An 18,298-nucleotide genomic window follows, 5' to 3' on the forward strand; every position below is an offset into this window, starting at 1 on the left:
GAGGCACCGGTTCAACCCCCGCGTCCACCAGCAGCACGGTGAAGTACGCCCTGATCTGCTCGGCCCGCCCGGCGAACCGCCGCAGCCACCCGCGGACGGTGTCCACCGGCCTGCCCAGCCGCCCCGCGATCGTCCTGGCCCCGGCCCCGGACGCCTGCGCCACCAGAGCCGCCCCGATCACCTCAGCCAGATCCACCCGCCTGACCAGCGCGAACACCGGAAGGAGCACATGCGAACGACCACAGCCCCCGCACCGGGCCCGACGCGGACGAAGCCGCACCACCCCGGACCCGCCCCGCAACACGCGTTCCCTCGCCCATCCCCACGGGGCCAGCACACCCCCGCAAACCGGGCACTCCATGTCACCAGAAGCCAGCAGGGACTCGACCCCGGCCACGTCCACCCCTACCGTGAGCACAAGCGCCTCCGTGCGCTTCACGGCCCTCCCGGACGCTCGGCCAAGAGATCACCGGGAGGGCCTTCGCATGCCCTCATCGGCAAGGTGCCGCCGCCAACGAACACCCCAACCCACCCGGCATGCCACCGAACTCGTCGGCATGATCAACGCCGGAAGACCGCCGACGACATGGGCACCGGGAAGGGTCTGACCGCGATTTCGTGATGTCAGGGGTGGGTGAGGATTCGGGTCCGGAGGAGCTGGAACGAGGCCCTTCCGTACATGGCTCTCTTGAGGGTTTTGACCCGGTTGACGTGGCCTTCGATGATGCCTGAACTCCAGGGCAGGGTGAGGCCGGCGGTGACGGCGTCGAGGTCCTGGAGGAGGCCATTGGCGAAGCCCCGCATCGGCTTTGGGGCGTCCTACACGGTTTGGTGGATCCATTCCAGCAAGAGGATGCCGCGGAGGTTGCGGGTGATGTCCAGGAATGCCCAGGTGAGGTCGCATGCCCGGGTGATGTCCGGACAGGCGAGCCGGACGCGGAGGAGTTGGTCCTCTTCCTCCTCGGTCAGCAGCTCTCGGCGGCGGGTGACCCAGGCGGCGATCGTGCTGGGGCTGGGCATCGGAGCGTGAACGGCTTCGGCCTCGCCGATGGAGAAGCGTGCGAGGTATCGCTCGACGGTCCTCACGTGACCGCGGAAGCCGCGTTCGCGCAGCTCGTCGTAGAGCCGTGCGCCTACCGCCTTGCTGCCGAGCTGACCGAGGCGCAGGTGAAGGTAGGGCTTGAAGGGCGAGATCCCTGTGTTCGGCCGGCGGTTGGCTGCCGAGGCGAGCAGGTCGTCCAGCGGCGTCTTCTTGTACTTGTCCACCGTCCTGGGGTCCAGGTCGAGGTGACGGGCGATGCCGTTGACGGTCCGGCCTTCGTCGAGGAGCCGGTGAATGTCCTCGTAGCGGTGGCGGGTGCGCTCGACCATCGCGGTGCGGGGCAAGTCCTGCAGAGGCTCGATCTTCGGTGGGGAGGGCCTCGCTTCCTGCTCCGCATGTTTCCGCAGGCAGCTGCGGTGCTGGTGACAAGTCTTCTCCAACGCGTTCGAGAGGTTCTGCAGCAGGGTACTGGTGGGCCGTCGGCGAGGTGCCTGCTGAGCAGGTCCTTTTCCCACGGCCCCCAGTCCGAACGACGCATGCGACTTTCACCGCACGTCGCTCTCCAGTGACTACTCCGCGAATGCTGCGACGGATCTTCTGCCGTGGATGTCCGCGTGGCAACGCCCGCAGACCACCAGGGTCTTGCGTTTCCGCGCGGCCATGAGATCTGCCCACGGCGGCCGGGTTCCCGATCGTCCGAGGTCGGCGAGCTTGGCGACGTGGTGGACTTCCACCTCGTCAACGCGCCCGCATGCCTCGCATCGCCCGGCGAGAAGCCGGGTGACCAGCTCCTTGCGTTTGATGTTGACCGGGGCCAGCTGGCGGTCGGTGACGACCGTCTTCTTGTTCTGTCGCAGCGGAATCCCGCCGAACCGTCCGATCAGCGGCTTCCTGCCAGCCTGTTCGACGCGGGCTTCGAAGCACTTGCGTGGCCCGTACGGAGTCTCGATGGTGGCCTTGTACTTGCGGGCCATCTTCGAGAACGACGAGCGGTGCTTGTTGGCCAGCGTCATCAGCATCGAGGCCGACATGGCCCAGTGCAGACGGGCGAGTCGAAAGACGTCGCCGGCCAGCAGGTAGTACTGGACGATGCCGCGGTACTCGGACCCGTAGGTGCTGATGATGACGTGGTCGTCTTGGTTCAGTAGCTCGGGCCGACGCGCGGGTTTGCCGCGCTTCATGTACTGCGACTGCTTGGCGACTACCACCGAACGGGGGACACGCAGACCGATCGTCCCATTGACAGACCGACGTCTGCCAGAGATCTTCCGGTCGTTGTGGTGCACGGTGATGTCGTAGCCGAGGAACCGCGCCGCCTCTGTGCGGGCGTGCGTAACGAGCGTCTTCTCCGGCGACATCTCCAGCTTGAGTTCGTCACGCAGAAATTGCGCCAGTCGCTGTTTGATTTCCTCGGCTTCCTTCTTCGGTCCAGCGAACCCGAGCAGGGTGTCATCGGCATAGCGCACATACCTCAGCCGCCGGTATCCGGGATCACGAGTATCCAGGCTCGGCATGCTGTGGAGTTGCTTGCGAAGCCTTCGCACCTCGGTGCGGTCATCTCGCTTGCGAGCACATTGGATCGCGTACCAGACTCTATAGAACTCGCGACTCTGCTTTCTGACCTTCCCCCGCGTGTACTCGGGAATCAGAACGTTCTCGACGAACTCATCCATCTTGTGCAGATAGATGTTGGACAAGATCGGTGAGACGACCCCGCCTTGCGGACTTCCGCTATGCGTGGCCTTCCAGTCCCAGTCCTCCATGTATCCGGCCTTGAGCATGTTTCGAATCAGCCGCAGGAACCGGTTGTCGTCGATCTTCTCTCCCAGGATTCGGAGCATGACTTCATGGTCAAGCCGGTCGAAACACTGTGAGATATCGCCCTCGACAAACCAGACTGTCCCCGTCCAAGTGTTGGCCACCTCGCGCAGTGCGGTATGGCACCCCCGGCGGGGACGGAAACCGTGGGAGGGCTTTGAGAAGGTCGGCTCGTAGTACGCCTCAAGCAAGAGACGGACCACTTCGCCGACGAGCTTGTCACTCCAGGGCGGCAGGCCGAGCGGTCGCAGCTTTGTACTGCTCCGCCCCTTCGGGATGTAGACCCTCCTGGCCGGGCTCCACCGGTACCGCTCGTGGCGTAGCGCGTCGATGACGTGCCCGATCTTGCCCAGCGACATGCCGTCCACGGTCTCCCCAGTGACCCCGGGTGTCATCGCTCCCTTGTTGGAGTACAAACGCCCGTAAGCCAGCAGATACAACTGCGGATTGAAGAGCTGTCGATACAGTTCCTTGCACGGCAGGCCACGCCTGCCTCGTTCGCGGAGGACACCCAGCACCGTTTCGGCGCTCTGCATTTCGCATACCTCCCGGTCCTTGAGTGTCCGATCACCTGGCCCCCTTCGCCCGATGCGGATGGCTTTCCCGTCCTCCTTGGCCGGTCGTGACTCCGGCGACTACTACGGGGCCTCCGTCGCCATAGGAAGATCTCCTCCCGTAGGCGATCCCATGTTCGTCCTTGTCGTACGTGCTAGCGTGACGTAGGCGCTCCACTCATCCCCTTGAATGCCCTCATTGGGCATCGCTCCGAGCCCCGGAGGTTGTCCTGGGTCTGGCATTAACCTGGGGCAGGGCTCGGCATCGGCGTCAGGTGTCTTTCCGATGGATTCGACCTTCAATCTTCTGGGGATTGGAGTTCAGGCAATCCAGCTTTCGCCGTATCACGCGGGTCCCGCGACGCACCGTCTCTGACACCTGAGCCCGGCCGTCGCTTTTCTGGCATGCTGTGTTCCCCTTCACCGTTTCCGGGTCGGGTGAGCCATCAGACCCAGGAACCTCCCTCCGAATTCCTCCCGGCTGAGCCGGGGATACGACAAGGCGCCTCATGGCGCACTGCCACCGGTCGGCAACTTCCAGAGCATGAGGCGCGGCCTGACGGATTGCCTTGCTGTAGGCGCTGGCCCGGTCCCGGCAGATCACCTCGGCGCCGGGATGCTGGGTCAGCCAGTCGGCGAGCGCCTCCGTGGTGCGGCCGGGCAGCACGTCCACCACCCGGCTGGCCTCGACGTCGACAAGCACGGTCGCGTAGCGGGTCCGGCGCCGCAGAGCAAAGTCGTCCACTCCGAGAACCCTCGGTGCCCGAGTGGGGACAGGTGGGGCCTGCAACAGCCCCAGCAGCAGGGTCCGTCCCGCCTTCATCTGCACCTTGCGGCACAGACGGGCGCCGGGGCGCCCGCCGAGTTCCACCGCCACCGCCTGCAGCCGCTCCTTGAGCCCTACGCTGATCCGCCGGTGCCGCTCGGTGAAGCCGGCGACCTGCTCGGCGGAAGTCCGGCGCTGACACGACTTCCGGTCGCAGAAGAACCTGCGGACCTTGAGCCGGACCACGATCCGTCGCGGCCCCAGCGGCCGTTCGGCCAGGCGGCGGTGGTACGAGCTGTGCACCCGCCTCGCACTGCTTCGGCAGTCCGGGCAGCGGCCCGGCCGGCCGATGGCCACCGCCTCCACCACGAGCTCCCCGGAGGTCTCCTCGACGCTCCCGACCTGCACACTGATCCCGGGAAACAGCACATCCTCGGACGTCTTGATCGTCACGGAGTAGAACACCCCGAAGGAACGATCTTGCGTTCCCATTGCCGACCTGCGGATTCACGGAGACGCGGTCAGACCCATTTTGAGTGCCGGGCCACATGCATGATCGCTCCGGCGAGACTCCCGCGGGTTCGCTCGGCGGCCGCCAGGGCGTTGGTGACGAGCTCGGTTCTCGTGTGGTCGGCGATCGCCCACCTGGCCAGCCGGCGTGAGGCGAGGTCGATGAAGGTTGCGAGGTAGAGCGGCTTCGGGCCTCTGACGGCAGGTATGTGCAGCGAGCTCTGTCTCGGCGGCCTGGCGGGCTTGCCTTGCGGCGGCGGTGCGGCGCCAGTAGCAGCGGCTCGAGCGGGCCAGGCCGAGGATGTCGCAGAGCCGCCTCAGGCCGTGACGGCGCTGGTGGTCGTCAACGAACTGGCAGCGGTTCACCAGCGCGTATCCGTCGCGAGATACCGGGCCACCCTGCGGAGAATGTCGCGCTCCGTCTCCAGCTCGCGGATCCTCCTCCGGGCTGCGGCCAGTTCAGCCTGAACGCCGTCGCCACCTGACGTCGCCGCGGCCGCTGGCGCGGAGTGGGAGCCGGAGCGCCGTCCGTCGCCGGCCCGGATCCAGTTCCGGAGTGTCTCGGTGTTCACTCCCAGATCGGCAGCGACGGCTCCCGGCCGTGACCGTGACAACGCGACTGCATCCGCCTTGACCCGGCGGGGTAGCGCTTCATCCCCACGGGGATTCCGTTCTCCTGGACCATCAAGGTCCGAGTCTCTCCAGTGTCCAAAATCCGGGGCAGGGCCCGTGCTCTTACCCGCGGCTGTACCTCCTCCTTCCATGACTCAACTGCCTCGTTGTTCCGCTCGAGTGCGCGGCGGGCAGGCTGCTGCCGGGGCCAAGCCGCGCCGCCGCAGCCTCCATGTCCCCTCGACCGTGTAGCTGATGCGGAACACTCGGCCGATCAGCGTCTTCACCCGGACCAGCGTCCACCGGTGGTCGGTCCAACCATGTGCCAGAGGACCCTGTGCCAGAGTCCGTTCCAGGCGGGCAACCTGGGATTCGGTGAGCCTGGGACAGCCAGGCGATCCCTTCGACAGCAGGCCCTCGGACTCGCGCTCGCGCCACTGCTGGCGCCAGTGCTCCACCGAACGCTCACTCACCCGCAGCACGGCAGCGATCTCCCGGTTCTTCTCCCCGGCCCCAAACGCACGACTGCCCCCAGTCGGATCCGCTCCCGCGCGGCCCTCCCAGCATCGGTCAGCCACCACCCTGTGCATACCTCACAACCGGAAGATCTACACCGAGCACCCCCGCCCGTCAGACGCAACAGCCCGACTCCCCCAATCAAGTTCGGTAGCCGTCGATCATCTATCTGTCGATGACCGAGGCCATGTCCCGCTGCCTGACGGCGCAGCCGCCAGTACGCGGTTCCGCATCAAACGGGGCACAGAATGCGAATAGCGCCCTTCCGATGCAAGATGGTTTACAAGGCCATCGCGAGTGGTGCCTAGTGGTACAGAGGCGACGAAGAATCCGCTTCAGGCCAGACTCACGGTCTGCCCACACGTGATGCGCTGTCCTACAGTTTCAGATAGCTCGATATGCGGAAAGAGATGAAAATGGAAACAGCACCAAGGGTTATGGCCAGCTATCTACTGACCAAACTTGAACCTATCACGTTGACAGAGGGTGTTCTTGACGATAGGAGCGAGCAGGAGCAGCTCCAGTGCCTTGTTGAGTATCTTATCGCCCCACAGTCGCCTGCGCCTTTCACACCAGCTGGCACCAAAACCAGTAACGCCACCGAATGCCCAGGCGTGAACGTAAAGACAACAACGCCGCCGCATGGTCTCGACGATGACACCCACGGTGCCGCGCGCTTGGACGACGAAACGTTCGACTGAGCGTCTTCAAGAGCACCGAAGGGACGACGAGTTTGAGCGAGGGGCGGCCTAGATTGGTTGAGGGGCGGCCTATGACGTGGTGAAGCTCCTTGCCATTGCAGAGGTGCCAGCCATCCTGCAGAGCAAGGAGCTTCATGGTCACCTATTGTGCTGCCCCAGTCTTCTGAGTCAGGAATTCTGTTCAGATGTGTAGGCTTGCCTTGTGGACGGACCGGACGGCCGAAGGCCGAGTTGACGTTGTCGGACGAGGAACGGGCTGCACTCGAGGGGTAGGTGCGGCGTCGTTCCACGCCGCAGGCGTGGGCCTTGCGGTGCCGGATCATCCTGGCCTGCGCTGAAGGCGCGTCGAACAAGGCCGCGGCTGCTCAATCAGTTCGGGTCCACAGCCCATGCGGTGGTTGCCGATCATGCCCGGAGTTCCGCAGCGGGCCACCCACGACTACGTCCGTGCCGAGGGAGTAACGAGGCAAGGCTCCTGGTCGTTGCACTAGTCTTCTGAGTCAGGAATTCTGTTCAGATATGAGGCGAGGCGTTCGAGGATCTCGTCCGCAGATTTCTTCCAGATATAGGGCTTTAGGTCGCTGTTCCATGTGGTGATCTAGGTCCGGATGTCCTTCTCCAGGGCCTGGACGGTCTTGTGGACGCCTCGCCGTACCTGCTTTTTCTGCTTGTTCGTCAGCTCGGCGAACCATCGCTCCACGACGTTGAGCCAGGACGACCCGGTGGGTGTGGAGTGCAGGTGGAATCGAGAGTGGCCAGCAGCCAGGTCTTGCAGGGCTTGATGGCCGCGGTCTTGCAGGGCTTGATGGCCGCGGTCTTGCTCCAAACACTACCTGATCATATTAAAAGTTCAGAAATTCACCATTGACCACTAGAGGGTGATTACTGATGGTTGATTTTGGAGAGACTAAGCAGGCAGTTGCTATTCACTGGGATGGGAGCGAGAGCGCCCTAGGCTTTCCAGTCTACAAGAATATTGCATTCACTGGATTCCCTGACGCGAGTAGCGGGACAGATTCGAACATTAGCTTGAGCGATGCGCGGCGTCGGTTCGGGAGCCTAGTAAGCAAAGAGCAAACGATCGAGGGCGAGATTGAATATCACGTACCAGATTTCGAAAAGCTCTTTACTCAGCTCCCGATTCTGGAACAACAGTGGCATGTAAACAATGCGCGCGTTGTGGAGCACGCCAGCTGGACTGAACCAAGCCTGCTTCAGGAAATTAGTGGCATCCCTTTGTCTCTTTATGTGGAAACCGCTATGAAGCCAGGTAATGAAGTTGATCCGTTCATCGCCTGTGCCTACATGGGCAGCTGGGTTGAGTCGGCCCCGATTATCACCCAAAGCAGTCTTCATGGTCCAGGACCCGCATCCTTTGCCTATACCACTCTAGTTTCCGAGACGAAGACCCGCACAGATACTCAGGGGTACAGCAAGGGTGGAACAATTCAAGGAGCGCTAAAGCCTCCTGGCGCAGGCTTGGACATCACGGCAACCGGAACAATTACGTACACCCGAACTGTGGCAGATGCTCATAGTTTCACCAGTACGGGATCTCAAACAGTTACAGTACCCTTGGAAAAGAAAGAAAGGGCTTCAGTTGAAATTCGCCTCACTGGTGCACGGTATGGCGGTCTTCTCGCAATCTACTATCCTAAGCAGCTAATGCGCATTCAGAACGCTCGACTGCAAGCCATTATGGATAAGTGGGATATCGCTGTTGAAGATGGACGCAACGCCAACTCTGTTCTTGAACTGTTCCCCGTTCGCGTAATGGCAAAAGCTGCGGGTAGTAATCTACCGATGACTCAATCGGTCATCTTTCGGACGATGTCTGCGGCCGAGCCGCCAGCTCCACCAGATCTTGCTATCGTTTCCCAAGGGTTTCTCGGTTCTTGACTGCCAGTCTCGTAGATAATTGGCATGCCTTTCTCCATTTCCTGAGGTGAGAATTACTTGCATTATCTGGCCTGGTCACAGGCGCCGTGGGGAGTGTAGTGGCCTGGTCCTTGTTCAGGGGCGGTCTGGCCGGACTGTCCCTGCGCGGGAACTCTACGCCCTCTTCCTCTGTGAGGGGCCGGTTCTTGCGTGGCCAGGGTGGGGTGAGGGCTGCGGTACCGCGGTGTTCGCCGTCACCGAGAACTGTTGCGTTCTTCACGACCTGGTCCACGCCGGACTCCCGGAAAGCGCGGGCGTCGTGGCGGCTGCTGGGGAGCGGCCGCGCGGCCGCCACGACCAGGCTGGTGTTGGCGTCGATTACCACTTGATGATTGATGGAGTAGCGGTAGTTCTTGGTGCAGGAGGCGATACTCCGGTCCTGCGTTGTGACCAGGGTGCCATCGGCGATCGGCACGGCGCCCGCCGGGTGTCGACGCTGAACCGGGAGCGAGTGACCGGCAGCGGGGCGATGTGGCCAATGACCAGGTCCGCGGTCGGCTTCGAGATCCCGAACAGGGGCCCGAGCTACCTTATTGTCAGGTTCGTCCGCCAGTACACGGCCACCAGCATGATCCGGTCCTCCGGCGGCAAAGCCCACGTGGGAACACCGCCACCCTGACGACGCGCCAGCCCTACAAGTCTGCGGAACTGCGGCCCGCAGCCCCGAGAGCCGCAGGTGGTGATCGAGCGCACCAGGCCGTGGCTGACCGACTACCGCCGCCTCACCATCCGCTATGAACGCCGCCCCTGGCACCGGGTAGCAGTGGCCCCGTAGGGACGGACACACCCTCAGGCGCCGTGACCTTGTGAAGGGGTGAGGAGACCGGCGGCGCGGGGAAGGGCTCGGCTTTGCCCACTTGACGGAGTGGTAGGGGATCTGGTGCCTGGGATCGAAGGGACGGCCGCGCGGACGTCCTGGGCACCGAGTCCCCGGGCATGTGTGACTGTAGCCTTGAGCGACCCGCGGCTGGGGATGTTCTGCGCCAGGGCGGTCACGAGGGTGGTACAGCGAGTCGGCCGGGCGCGGGCTGGTGTCTGGGGCCGGCTCCACCAGAAGGTGCTCGAGCTGGGACGGGCAGAGGCTGGTCGACCTGTCCCGTACTGTGCTGGATGCGGCTCATGTGTGCGAAAGGGGGCGAATTTGCAGGTCCGTCGCTCGTGGACCGGGGTAAGCCGGGTTCCAAGATGCACATCCTGTCCGATGCAGGCGGACTGCCCTTCCGTGTCGGACTCTCCGCAGCAACACCCACGACAGCCTCGCCCTCCAGCCGATGCTGTCCCATTTCCACTATGGGATACGAATCCCACGCTGCAGAGTCCCAAGCCGCAGCGGCTCCGCGCTGACATGGCCTACGACGCCAACCTGCGGAAATGGTCGGCAGGGCGCCCCGAGCCGACCTCACCGACTGCGCGGAAGCCCTTCAGGTGGTTGCTGGCGCGTTCGACGGTTAGCGGCGGTTCTTCCGGGACATGTAGGCCTTGTCCGCCAGGAGATGGCCGGCCCGGGTGCGAGGTCGTCCGGCTCCGGCCCGGGGCACGGAGATCTGCTCCAGCACGCGCTCGAGCTGGGAACCGTCACCAACCACTCGCCCCGACGTCCTCGCAGCCTCCGGTGTCCGGGGTCGAACGGCGGCTCTTTCAAGCACGATCAAAATGACGTGATTACTGGTTCCCCAAGCCCCTTAAACACGCTTGCAGTAGTGCACCGAACCGGCTGTCGAACTAGCTGTCATGCTGGGAGGGGACAGCTGATGACTGGTCGACTGGCTTGCGCTGCGGTCCTTGGGGCAATGTTGTTTTCTCATTAGATACGCAGTGAAGCCTGATAATTCATGGAGCCCTGCATTGAAGAAGATCTATCGAGGAGCGGAGATCGCCTTGCTGCGTGCTCCGGCTGCGCCATGTAGTAGTGCAAGCAGACATGAGGGCTCTGCAGCAGCGTTCTTCAGTGGCAATCCAGCTGCGCATGAGGCGCTTTTGGTTGCCAGCGTGTCAGCTGCTGGCCTGTTGGGGCGGGACCCTGACACGGTGTCCGACAAACAGCGGCTGCGGGGGGAGTTGACTCTTACACGGTATCTGGTGCGGATGTCTACCCGGCCTACGCCGTTCGGGTTGTTCTCGGGTGTGGCGCCAGTCCGTTTCGGCCGGAACGCCCGTGTGGTGTGGGAGAGACACCGCCAGTACAAGGTCGTGCGTCCGGATATGGCCTGGCTGCGAGGTATCACCAGTTCGTTGGAGCAGCGTATTGAGGTGATGCCGTCTCTGCGGGTGGGGTTGAATAATCTCTGTTTCCGCCGTGGTGGCCGCCTGGTGCTGCCGTTCCTGCCCCTCACAGGGGAAGGCGGCTTTGATGCTGACCGGGAGGGTAAGGAGCTGTCTCTGGGGATCAGTGAGGCTGTGCAACATGTCCTTGACTCGCTGGCGGTTCCAATTCAAGTGTCGACGTTGCAGGAGACGCTTCAACAACTGATGCCTTCTGCGCCTCATGAGACGGTTGTGGAACTGCTTGCTGCGTTGGTTCGCCAGGGCATCTTGGTGACCAACCTTCACCCTCCCTTGAATGTCGGTGATCCCCTGGGGTATGTCCGTGCGCATGTGCAGGACAGTGCAGCAGCTCACGCAGTTGAGTTGGCGGCATGTCAGGCTGGCCTGCAGACCTTCGAGCGGTGCCGAGCGGGCGAGGGTATTGGCACGTGGCAACAGGTCACCGAGAAGATGAGGGGGCTTCGGGAGTCTGAGCATGTCGCACAGGTTGATCTTGCTTTGGGCGCAGAGGTTCAATTGCCACGTAGCGTGGTCGGCGAAGCCGAGCGAGCGGCTACCGTACTGTGGCGAGCTTCGGCCAAGGAGGAGCCGGGAGAGGTACGGGATTATCGCGCGCGGTTCCTGGAACGATATGGCTCTGACGAGATGGTCGCGCTGCGTGAGTTGTTGGATCCAGACCTGGGCTTGGGACCAATGGTCCCGCCGTCTTCCACGGATCGCCGGGAGGAGTGGGAGCGGTCGAGAATTTTGGGTGATCTGGCGGCCAGTGCCCTGGCTGACGGTCATCACGAGGTTTCCCTTGATGATGCGCTGGTGGACCGGCTCTTTACGGCCAGTCCAGCACATCTGAGCGCGGCACCGCCAGCAGTGGATCTCTATGCCACACTGCTGGCGCCGTCTACTGCTGCTCTTACACGGGGTGATTTCACTCTGGTCGTCGACGGGGCCCCCTGGGGACGAGTGGCCGGCGCTACCATGGGCCGATTCGCCCATGTGCTACCGGAGACGGCGAATGAGCTGGGCGCGCTTGCTGCGCGCGTGACAAGCGTAGTACCGCGCGCCGTTGACTTGTACTGGCAGGTGAAGAATCCCCGGCTGGAAAATGTGGCCAGAGTGCCTACCAGATATCAGCGGCAGGTGAATATCGGAGGTCTTTGCGATCTTGCGGACCCTCGCAATATCGGTATCGACGACATCTTCGTAGGGGCGGACCACGAGGGGTTCCGTCTCTTCTCGCAGTCATGGCAGCAGGAGATTCATCCGGTGCACGGGCATCAACTCGTGTGGCGTACAGCGGCTCCCTCCCCGGCCAAGTTCCTTGTAGAGGCATTCTGGAGCCGTATGCGCGGCTGGCCAACATGGAGCTGGGGAAACCTCGATGCCCTGCCGTTTCTGCCACGAGTACGGTTTGGCAAGTCGGTACTGTCCCGTGCTCAGTGGCGGCTGGATGACTCGCTCTGCCGTGGCCCCAGAGACCGTCACGATTGGCTTGCCTCCTTCGACCAGTGGCGCAAACGACACCGCGTCCCCGACGTGGTCGCGGTGGGACACAGTGACCAAATGCTCACACTTAACCTGCGGGTGGTTTCCCAACGCGACCTATTGTGGGACGAGATCGTCCGCAAGAAGCACAAGACACTGTACGAAGCTCCTGGAAACCTCGACAGCGAAGCACACGGCTGGCTGTGCAGTCCTGATGGCCCGCACGTAGGACAAGTGGTTTTCCCTCTAGTACTGGCCAAGCCTCCAGCGCAGAGTGAAACGCAGCTGTCTCCCTCCCGGCCCGCGTCGCGCGTGGCTCCGCGTCTACCAGGGGGGGAATGGCTGTATGCAAAAGTCTACACGTCAGCCAGACGACAAAATGATCTCCTGACGCACCGTTTGCCAGATCTACTAGCGGTGGCTAGCGAATACATCGAGCGCTGGTTCTTCCTGCGTTACGCAGATCCCGAACCACACCTGCGGATCCGGTTTCAGGGCGTCCCTTCGAGGCTGAACCTACACCTACTGCCACTGCTGCACGACTGGGTGGCCAGCCTCCACAAGGAGGGCCTCGCTCGGCGACTTGTGCTCGACACATATGTCCCGGAGGCCGAGCGCTACGGCGATCCCCGCGCCCTGCATCTGGCAGAGAATGTCTTCCACACCGACAGCCTTGCCGTCCTGCACCAGCTCGCCGCCGCTCACGACACCCCGGCTGAGGTGATCGCCGCAGCCCACTGCATCGATCTGGCCCGCCAAGCCCACCACCCGCATGACTGGGCGCCGTGGCTGCTGCACACGTACCCACGTTCCGTCCCCGAATGGGAGCGGGATAGCAGCCCCCCCACCCTTGACGAGTTCATCACCTTCGACCCGCCCGGGCCAGGCCCCCGCATCCTGCACACCCACCAGTTGGCTGAAGCATGGGCAGAGCGAGCCACAGCCATCACACACTACGCCCAAGAACTGCGCTGGCCATCTGGCCCGCACTTCGGCAACGGCAGCCCCGGGTGGGAACGCAGACTGGAGTCGATTCTCCACATGCATTGCAACCGCATACTCGGGTCCCAGCACCTGGAGCGAAAAGCCTACGCAATCGCCAGAAAAGTCGTCCACACCCAATTCGCCCGCCCCACAACCGACCGGGAAACCCCATGACCGAGAACGTGACTGTACCCTGCATCAGCACGGCTGCTGAACAGCTCGCCCGCGAGCTCTCAGCCCGACTCGAAAATGCTCTTCCCTCACCGGGCGGTGACCGTATCAGCTCCACGGCCCAACAGGCAGCCACCAGCGCTGGCGCTGGCTGGGAACGGGCAAGTCTGAACAGGCACGCCGGCATCTCCATCCTGTTCGCCCACCTGGGTCACCGCGACGGAAAGCCCCACCCGACCACTCACGCATACCTGCTTGAAGCAGTCACCGCGCTGCAGACCCGGACACCAATCCCAGGGTCGCTGTATTACGGTATGCCAGCAGTGGCCCTGGCTGCCTCAATTGCAGCGCAAGAACCAGCACATTACAGCGGTTTGCTGTCATATCTGGATGAGACGATCAGCTCTGGTATCAGACGCATCACCATACAACAGCGACCAAACTTCAATTCGAAACTTTCCGGCACAACGCCAAGCATGTACGACGTCATCAGCGGACTCAGCGGACTGGGCCGCTATGCCCTGACCCGAGGCCACCCCATGCGTCCCGCCGCGGAGGCCGCGCTGAAATACCTGGTCAGTCTCACCGAACCCGTCATGGTCGACGGCCAGCCCGTACCAGGATGGTGGATCGCTCAACCACCACCCCTCTCACACCGAAACTCATTCACTCGCGGATATTTCGACCTCGGTATTGCCCACGGGATCGCTGGCCCCCTCGCCCTGCTCTCCCGCGCAACGCTGAACGGCCTCACCGTGGATGGCCAGACTTCAGCCATCGAATGCATCACCGACTGGCTACTGTCCTGGACCTCCACCGACGACCACGGCCCCTACTGGCCCACCATCGTTAGCCTTGAGGAAGAACAACACCAAGCACCCCGCCCCAGGAATCGATCGCGTGGAGCTGCCTGGTGCTATGGAACTCCCGGAATCGCCCGCGCCATCCAACTTGCCGGCCAAGCCCTAGCACGCCCCCGATGGCAGCAGACGGCCCTCACCGCCACCCAGGCCATATTCGATCGCGCAGATCATCAGGAAACCCTCTACGACACAGGCCTATGCCATGGCTGGGCCGGTCTTCTGCAATCACTCCTGCGCATCATTGAGGATAGCCACGACAACACCCTCCCAACACGCATATCCGAACTTACCCAGCGCATCATCGATCAATATGATCCAGCACTCCCCTACGGATACCGCCACCACTCACCCGACCCCCGCCCCTCCAACGACCTCGACGATGCCGGCTACCTCACAGGCGCAGCAGGAATCGCCCTCGCCCTCCTCAACGCAGCTGACCACATCGCTCACCGTCCATCCCCACCCCACGCCCCGCCCTGGGACACCGCCCTTCTCATCCCCTGAACACAGGCCCCGCTTGGCTGGTGCCCGTGCTGCGGAGAGCGTGCGGTTGACGGTCTGCTGTGTTGGTGACAGGCCACCGCTCGGTGGGCGTCTGACGGGTGTCGTCACCCATGGGCCAGCACCCAGATGGGCGCGGTCGGCGAGTTCCGGGATGTCCTGGCGTTCGCAGATCCGGGTGATCCGGTGGGTGCGTGCGGCGGTGAGGTCGTGGGTGCGGCCAGGCCGTGCGGGCGAGATCCGAAGCAGCTGCCCGGCCGGGTCGGTCACCACCTGCACGTTCACCCCGTGCCGACGGTGCTTGTGGGAGTAGTTGGCCCGGCTGTCGCCGGCCCGGTCGCACCCCGCGAGAGTACCGTTGGGCAGGACGTAGCCGGAGTCGGCTTCGCGCAGGGCATGCAGCAGCCCGGGCGTGCGGCTGGCGAGCAGCCCGACGACTGCTGTGGTGCAGGCGTGGGCAGTGCCGGCTGCGATGCCGAGACTGGCGGCGAGCTGGGTGAGGGTGTCGCGCCGGCGCAGGTACACCGGCCCGGCCAGGGCACGCTGGTGCGGCGGAAGTTCGCAGCGACGGTCACTCTCGCGGGTGACGATGAGCATCGTGACCCACTCGACCAGCGCATGAGGTAGGTCGAGTGCGGCAGGATGGGGGACCAACGGGGCCCTGTGCCTACGGGTTGAGACTTCGAACACCCCCCAACGGCACGGGAGCCTCGTGCGTTGTGGACACCGCCGCCCTCACCCGATCGGTGGCCACGCTGAAGAAGCTCAGTGAGTCTCTTTCATCTTGAATAGTTGCTGGTCAGGAGGGTGTGGTCGGCGGTGACGATGCGGCTGGTGCGGTTGGTGGAGCATCGGGGCCGGCGGAGGATGTGCCAGGTCTTGAGCCGGGCGGAGGCGCGTTCACCCGGGGCGTGAAGTCGGGCGTGGTCCCGGTTGAAAACTGCTGGTAGTGGTCCGGGAGTTCGCAGTGGCCCTTGTAGGGGTGCGGAGGGCGGCGCCGGCGTCCCGGTAGGCGCGGTCGGCGAGGATGAGGATCTGGCGGGTGAGGCAGGCCTTGATCATGCTGTGCGCGCGGGCCGCGGTCAGGTCATGGGTGCGGCCGGGCAGCGCGCGGGAGAACCACAGCCGTGTGCCGTCCGGACGGGAGACGGCCTGCACGTTCATGCCGAGCTTCCGGTGCAACTGCCCCGATCTGCCGATACATCTCGTTCTTCCGCAGATGCGCCAGCACCAGCAGGGCCTGCTTGAAACACTCCAGCCTCCGCCAGGGTGAATTTCATTCCACGGCGACGCGCGTAGATCAGCCGCGAGACGTGCTCGACGAGCTCGTGCGGGACATCGAGCATGGCAGGGTAAGCGACCAACAGGGCCCCTTGGACGCCGATGTGCTGAGTGGAATCAACACACCAACGACGAGGGACCCTGCCACGTCACCAACAACCCCGCTGACCAGCCCTGTCACCCTTCAAGGGTCAGGATGAAAGAGGCTCAGTGAATGTTCATATACCTGGCTGCAGTCCAACGCACGACTGCAGTGCGACGTGCACTCGAAATATTTGTCGCCCGACCGGTTGAGGAATTGACTGTTGCGTAGAGCGAGCCGACAGTAAAGAAGCTCCGGTTGGAGCGGGGACCATCGGAGCTTTCATGGGTGTTGGAGAGAAGAGTCCGACGCGGAGAGTCGGCCCGGCAGCATCGGACAGCATTATCGCCGCGGAGCCTGGCTTGCCCTGGTCCACGGGAGACGGGCCTGCCAATTCGCCCCGTTAACCTGCGCTGCACCGTCAACTTCGATGCCCCGAAACATGGGTGGCAGGGGCCCTCCCGCACACACCTGCTGACCAGCACGTACACGATCGCGGCGCAGACCGCCTCGTCATCAATGTTTGCCACCCCCGCCACCTGTCGACGCACACGCGCCGTTACTAGCACAGGCCACCCGGAACAATCCAATCCCACCTTCCGTTCGCATCCCATGACGCGACCTTAACCACTAACAACTCCAGGGCCGCACCGTAAACTAGAGAGACCTCATGCATGAGACAACCAATTCCCTTCCACAGGGGTTGAGTTCACGTCGACGGGTATGAATTTGTCACTCGGCACGCTTATCAAGCTTGTACTGAACGGTGGGCCTGTGAAAGCGTTCGATGACACCCACTCAGCGTCCGTGTTGATTGTTAAGGAAGTCTCATAAGTGTCGATCGTGGAATGTGGGGCTGCAGACCTTCTGTGCCAGTTTCCTCAGGAGGCCTTCCTCAAGGTTTACATGGGACCGGAGCCAGGAGCAGATGTGCATTGCTGGACATCGGGCCATGCTGGATGCGCCTTGCTGGAGGGCCGAGACTTGGTGGCCGTTGGCGATCCGGCAGAGGCTGTTCGACTGATTACAGGACTTGTGGCCGATTTGTGCTTCTATTCTGTGCGCCTGACTGTAAGCCGCGATACCTATCCCTTGTTGCCTGCAGCCCTCTCCCTCTCAGTGGAGGCCCAACGCTGGGGGCTGTACTGGACTAGTGCCCCACCTCCCAAAGTGCCCTACGAAAGTAGAGTAGTGGAGCTTACTAGTTGCGACGCAGAAATTGCCACTGTCCTGAACACCTTCAACCCTCGCCACTCAGTGGCTCCTGGCGCTTCCTCACTGCTGGGCTGGAGCGGCATCAGGCACTCGTCAGGCTCACTCCTAGCTTGCGGGGCCCTGGTCCGCCGCCGTACGGGAATCTCCAGCTTGGCATCCGTCACCACAACGACACGCCACCGTGGCGAGGGATGGGGCACCGCTATCACCGCGCACTTGACTCGTCAGGCTCTGGCTACCGCCGGTATCAGCACCCTCGGGTGTTATGACAACGTCACAACTCACCTTTACCAACGCCTCGGCTATTATCTCGCTGGCTCCTATTCCAGCATCCGTGTGCCTCTGCCTTCTGCCGACCGTAAATAGTCGACCTACGGCCGTGGCACGGGCGGAAGTGCATCGGCTCGATCCCACGCGCCCTTCATATATGCCCTGAAACTGCCTACGGTATACCGCGAGGGGCCGATCGCGGCTTCCATCGTCAAATTCCCAGGGCTGCAGGCTTTCTGAACAGCTGTGCCACTTGTCTGGAAGGAGGTTGAGTGCCTGTCCTACGTTTTAGGGGCGGGCTTGGGCCGGTCATTCGTAGGATCGGCGGGGCCCGGGGCCCCAGGTATGGCTCAGTGCCTGTTGCCGTCTGATGGCTTCAAAAACTTGGCTGCCCGGAGCCCCGCGACGACTCGACCGCTGATTGGGATACGCGACTTGATCGCTTCGTAGGACAGTGCCGGCGAGGTCGTCTGGAGGGTGAACGTGACAACGACCAAGCGGAGGTGACCGCGCCTGAGCTCTGAGCCGGGTTAGACATTGGCAAGGAACACCATCACATCGACGCGCCAGGGGAACGACTGCTCTCGCGCCGAGTCCTCAACGACGAAACTGAGCTGCTGGGCCTTATGTGCGCCACGAGCGCAGAGTGAGGTTGATGTAGGTAGACCCACTTGATGCGGTGCTGTGCAGATGATGAAGGTTTTGTGGCCCTTCGGCATCGCCCTGC

At 63.1% G+C, this 18,298-nt stretch carries 11 protein-coding genes and 6 pseudogenes; 5 read left to right on the plus strand and 12 right to left on the minus strand.

The genetic code is table 11. From position 1 onward, the window contains the following. From V7793_RS18265 to V7793_RS18290, 6 genes and pseudogenes are all read right to left on the minus strand, one after another. Positions 1-196 (minus strand): helix-turn-helix domain-containing protein (locus V7793_RS18265; RefSeq protein ID WP_336007803.1); only part of this gene is annotated, 196 nt, incomplete at its 3' end. 428 nt (positions 197-624) lie between these two features. Continuing rightward, entirely contained in the window at positions 625-804 is a 180-nt protein-coding gene (locus V7793_RS18270) for a hypothetical protein (protein ID WP_336007805.1), read from the minus strand. Between the two features lie 15 nt (positions 805-819). After that, the gene (locus tag V7793_RS18275) at positions 820-1,386 is read right to left on the minus strand and encodes a hypothetical protein (protein WP_336007807.1); all 567 of its coding nucleotides are present in this window, start codon (positions 1,384-1,386) and stop codon (positions 820-822) included. A gap of 225 nt (positions 1,387-1,611) precedes the next feature. Continuing rightward, positions 1,612-3,396 (minus strand): reverse transcriptase/maturase family protein, encoded by a 1,785-nt coding sequence (locus V7793_RS18280; protein WP_336007808.1) that lies wholly within the window; start codon positions 3,394-3,396, stop codon positions 1,612-1,614. A 289-nt stretch (positions 3,397-3,685) separates the two neighbouring features. Then, positions 3,686-4,633 (minus strand): ISL3 family transposase, encoded by a 948-nt coding sequence (locus V7793_RS18285; RefSeq protein WP_336007810.1) that lies wholly within the window; start codon positions 4,631-4,633, stop codon positions 3,686-3,688. A gap of 776 nt (positions 4,634-5,409) precedes the next feature. After that, positions 5,410-5,899, minus strand: a pseudogene (locus V7793_RS18290) (winged helix-turn-helix domain-containing protein); the annotation flags it as partial. Positions 5,900-6,234: 335 nt separating this feature from the next. Here V7793_RS18290 and V7793_RS18295 point away from each other — a divergent pair. Beyond that, positions 6,235-6,519, plus strand: a complete 285-nt coding sequence (locus tag V7793_RS18295) for a hypothetical protein (RefSeq protein ID WP_336007814.1) — start codon at positions 6,235-6,237, stop codon at positions 6,517-6,519. A 487-nt stretch (positions 6,520-7,006) separates the two neighbouring features. Here the strand turns inward: V7793_RS18295 and V7793_RS18300 are convergent. Then, a pseudogene (locus tag V7793_RS18300) lies at positions 7,007-7,290 on the minus strand (IS630 family transposase); the annotation flags it as partial. 117 nt (positions 7,291-7,407) lie between these two features. Here V7793_RS18300 and V7793_RS18305 point away from each other — a divergent pair. After that, positions 7,408-8,418, plus strand: a complete 1,011-nt coding sequence (locus V7793_RS18305; RefSeq protein WP_336007815.1) for a hypothetical protein — start codon at positions 7,408-7,410, stop codon at positions 8,416-8,418. Here V7793_RS18305 and V7793_RS38245 read toward each other — a convergent pair. Next, positions 8,387-9,508, minus strand: a complete 1,122-nt coding sequence (locus tag V7793_RS38245) for a transposase (RefSeq protein WP_443057940.1) — start codon at positions 9,506-9,508, stop codon at positions 8,387-8,389. The genes V7793_RS18305 and V7793_RS38245 overlap by 32 nt on opposite strands. Between V7793_RS38245 and V7793_RS18315 the strand changes: the two are divergent. Next, a pseudogene (locus V7793_RS18315) lies at positions 9,479-9,844 on the plus strand (transposase); the annotation flags it as partial. The gene V7793_RS38245 and the pseudogene V7793_RS18315 overlap by 30 nt on opposite strands. 64 nt (positions 9,845-9,908) lie before the next feature. Here the strand turns inward: V7793_RS18315 and V7793_RS18320 are convergent. Beyond that, positions 9,909-10,037: pseudogene (locus V7793_RS18320) on the minus strand (IS5/IS1182 family transposase); the annotation flags it as partial. 265 nt (positions 10,038-10,302) lie between these two features. Between V7793_RS18320 and V7793_RS18325 the strand changes: the two are divergent. Next, positions 10,303-13,362, plus strand: a complete 3,060-nt coding sequence (locus V7793_RS18325) for a lantibiotic dehydratase (protein WP_336007819.1) — start codon at positions 10,303-10,305, stop codon at positions 13,360-13,362. After that, positions 13,359-14,726 carry a lanthionine synthetase C family protein gene (locus tag V7793_RS18330; RefSeq protein WP_336007821.1) on the plus strand — a complete coding sequence of 456 codons (1,368 nt, stop codon included), beginning with the start codon at positions 13,359-13,361 and terminating at the stop codon, positions 14,724-14,726. Before V7793_RS18325 ends, V7793_RS18330 begins: the two co-directional genes overlap by 4 nt. A 3-nt stretch (positions 14,727-14,729) precedes the next feature. Here the strand turns inward: V7793_RS18330 and V7793_RS18335 are convergent. From V7793_RS18335 to V7793_RS38250, 3 genes and pseudogenes are all read right to left on the minus strand, one after another. After that, positions 14,730-15,377, minus strand: a pseudogene (locus V7793_RS18335) (transposase family protein); the annotation flags it as partial. Between the two features lie 125 nt (positions 15,378-15,502). Next, positions 15,503-16,128 (minus strand): annotated as a pseudogene (locus V7793_RS18340) (transposase family protein). A gap of 1,973 nt (positions 16,129-18,101) precedes the next feature. Next, the coding region (locus V7793_RS38250; protein WP_443057939.1) for a hypothetical protein at positions 18,102-18,298 on the minus strand (197 nt) is incomplete at its 5' end.

Source organism: Streptomyces sp. KLMMK, assembly GCF_036961605.1.
GTDB classification, from domain to species: Bacteria; Actinomycetota; Actinomycetes; order Streptomycetales; family Streptomycetaceae; genus Streptomyces; species Streptomyces telluris.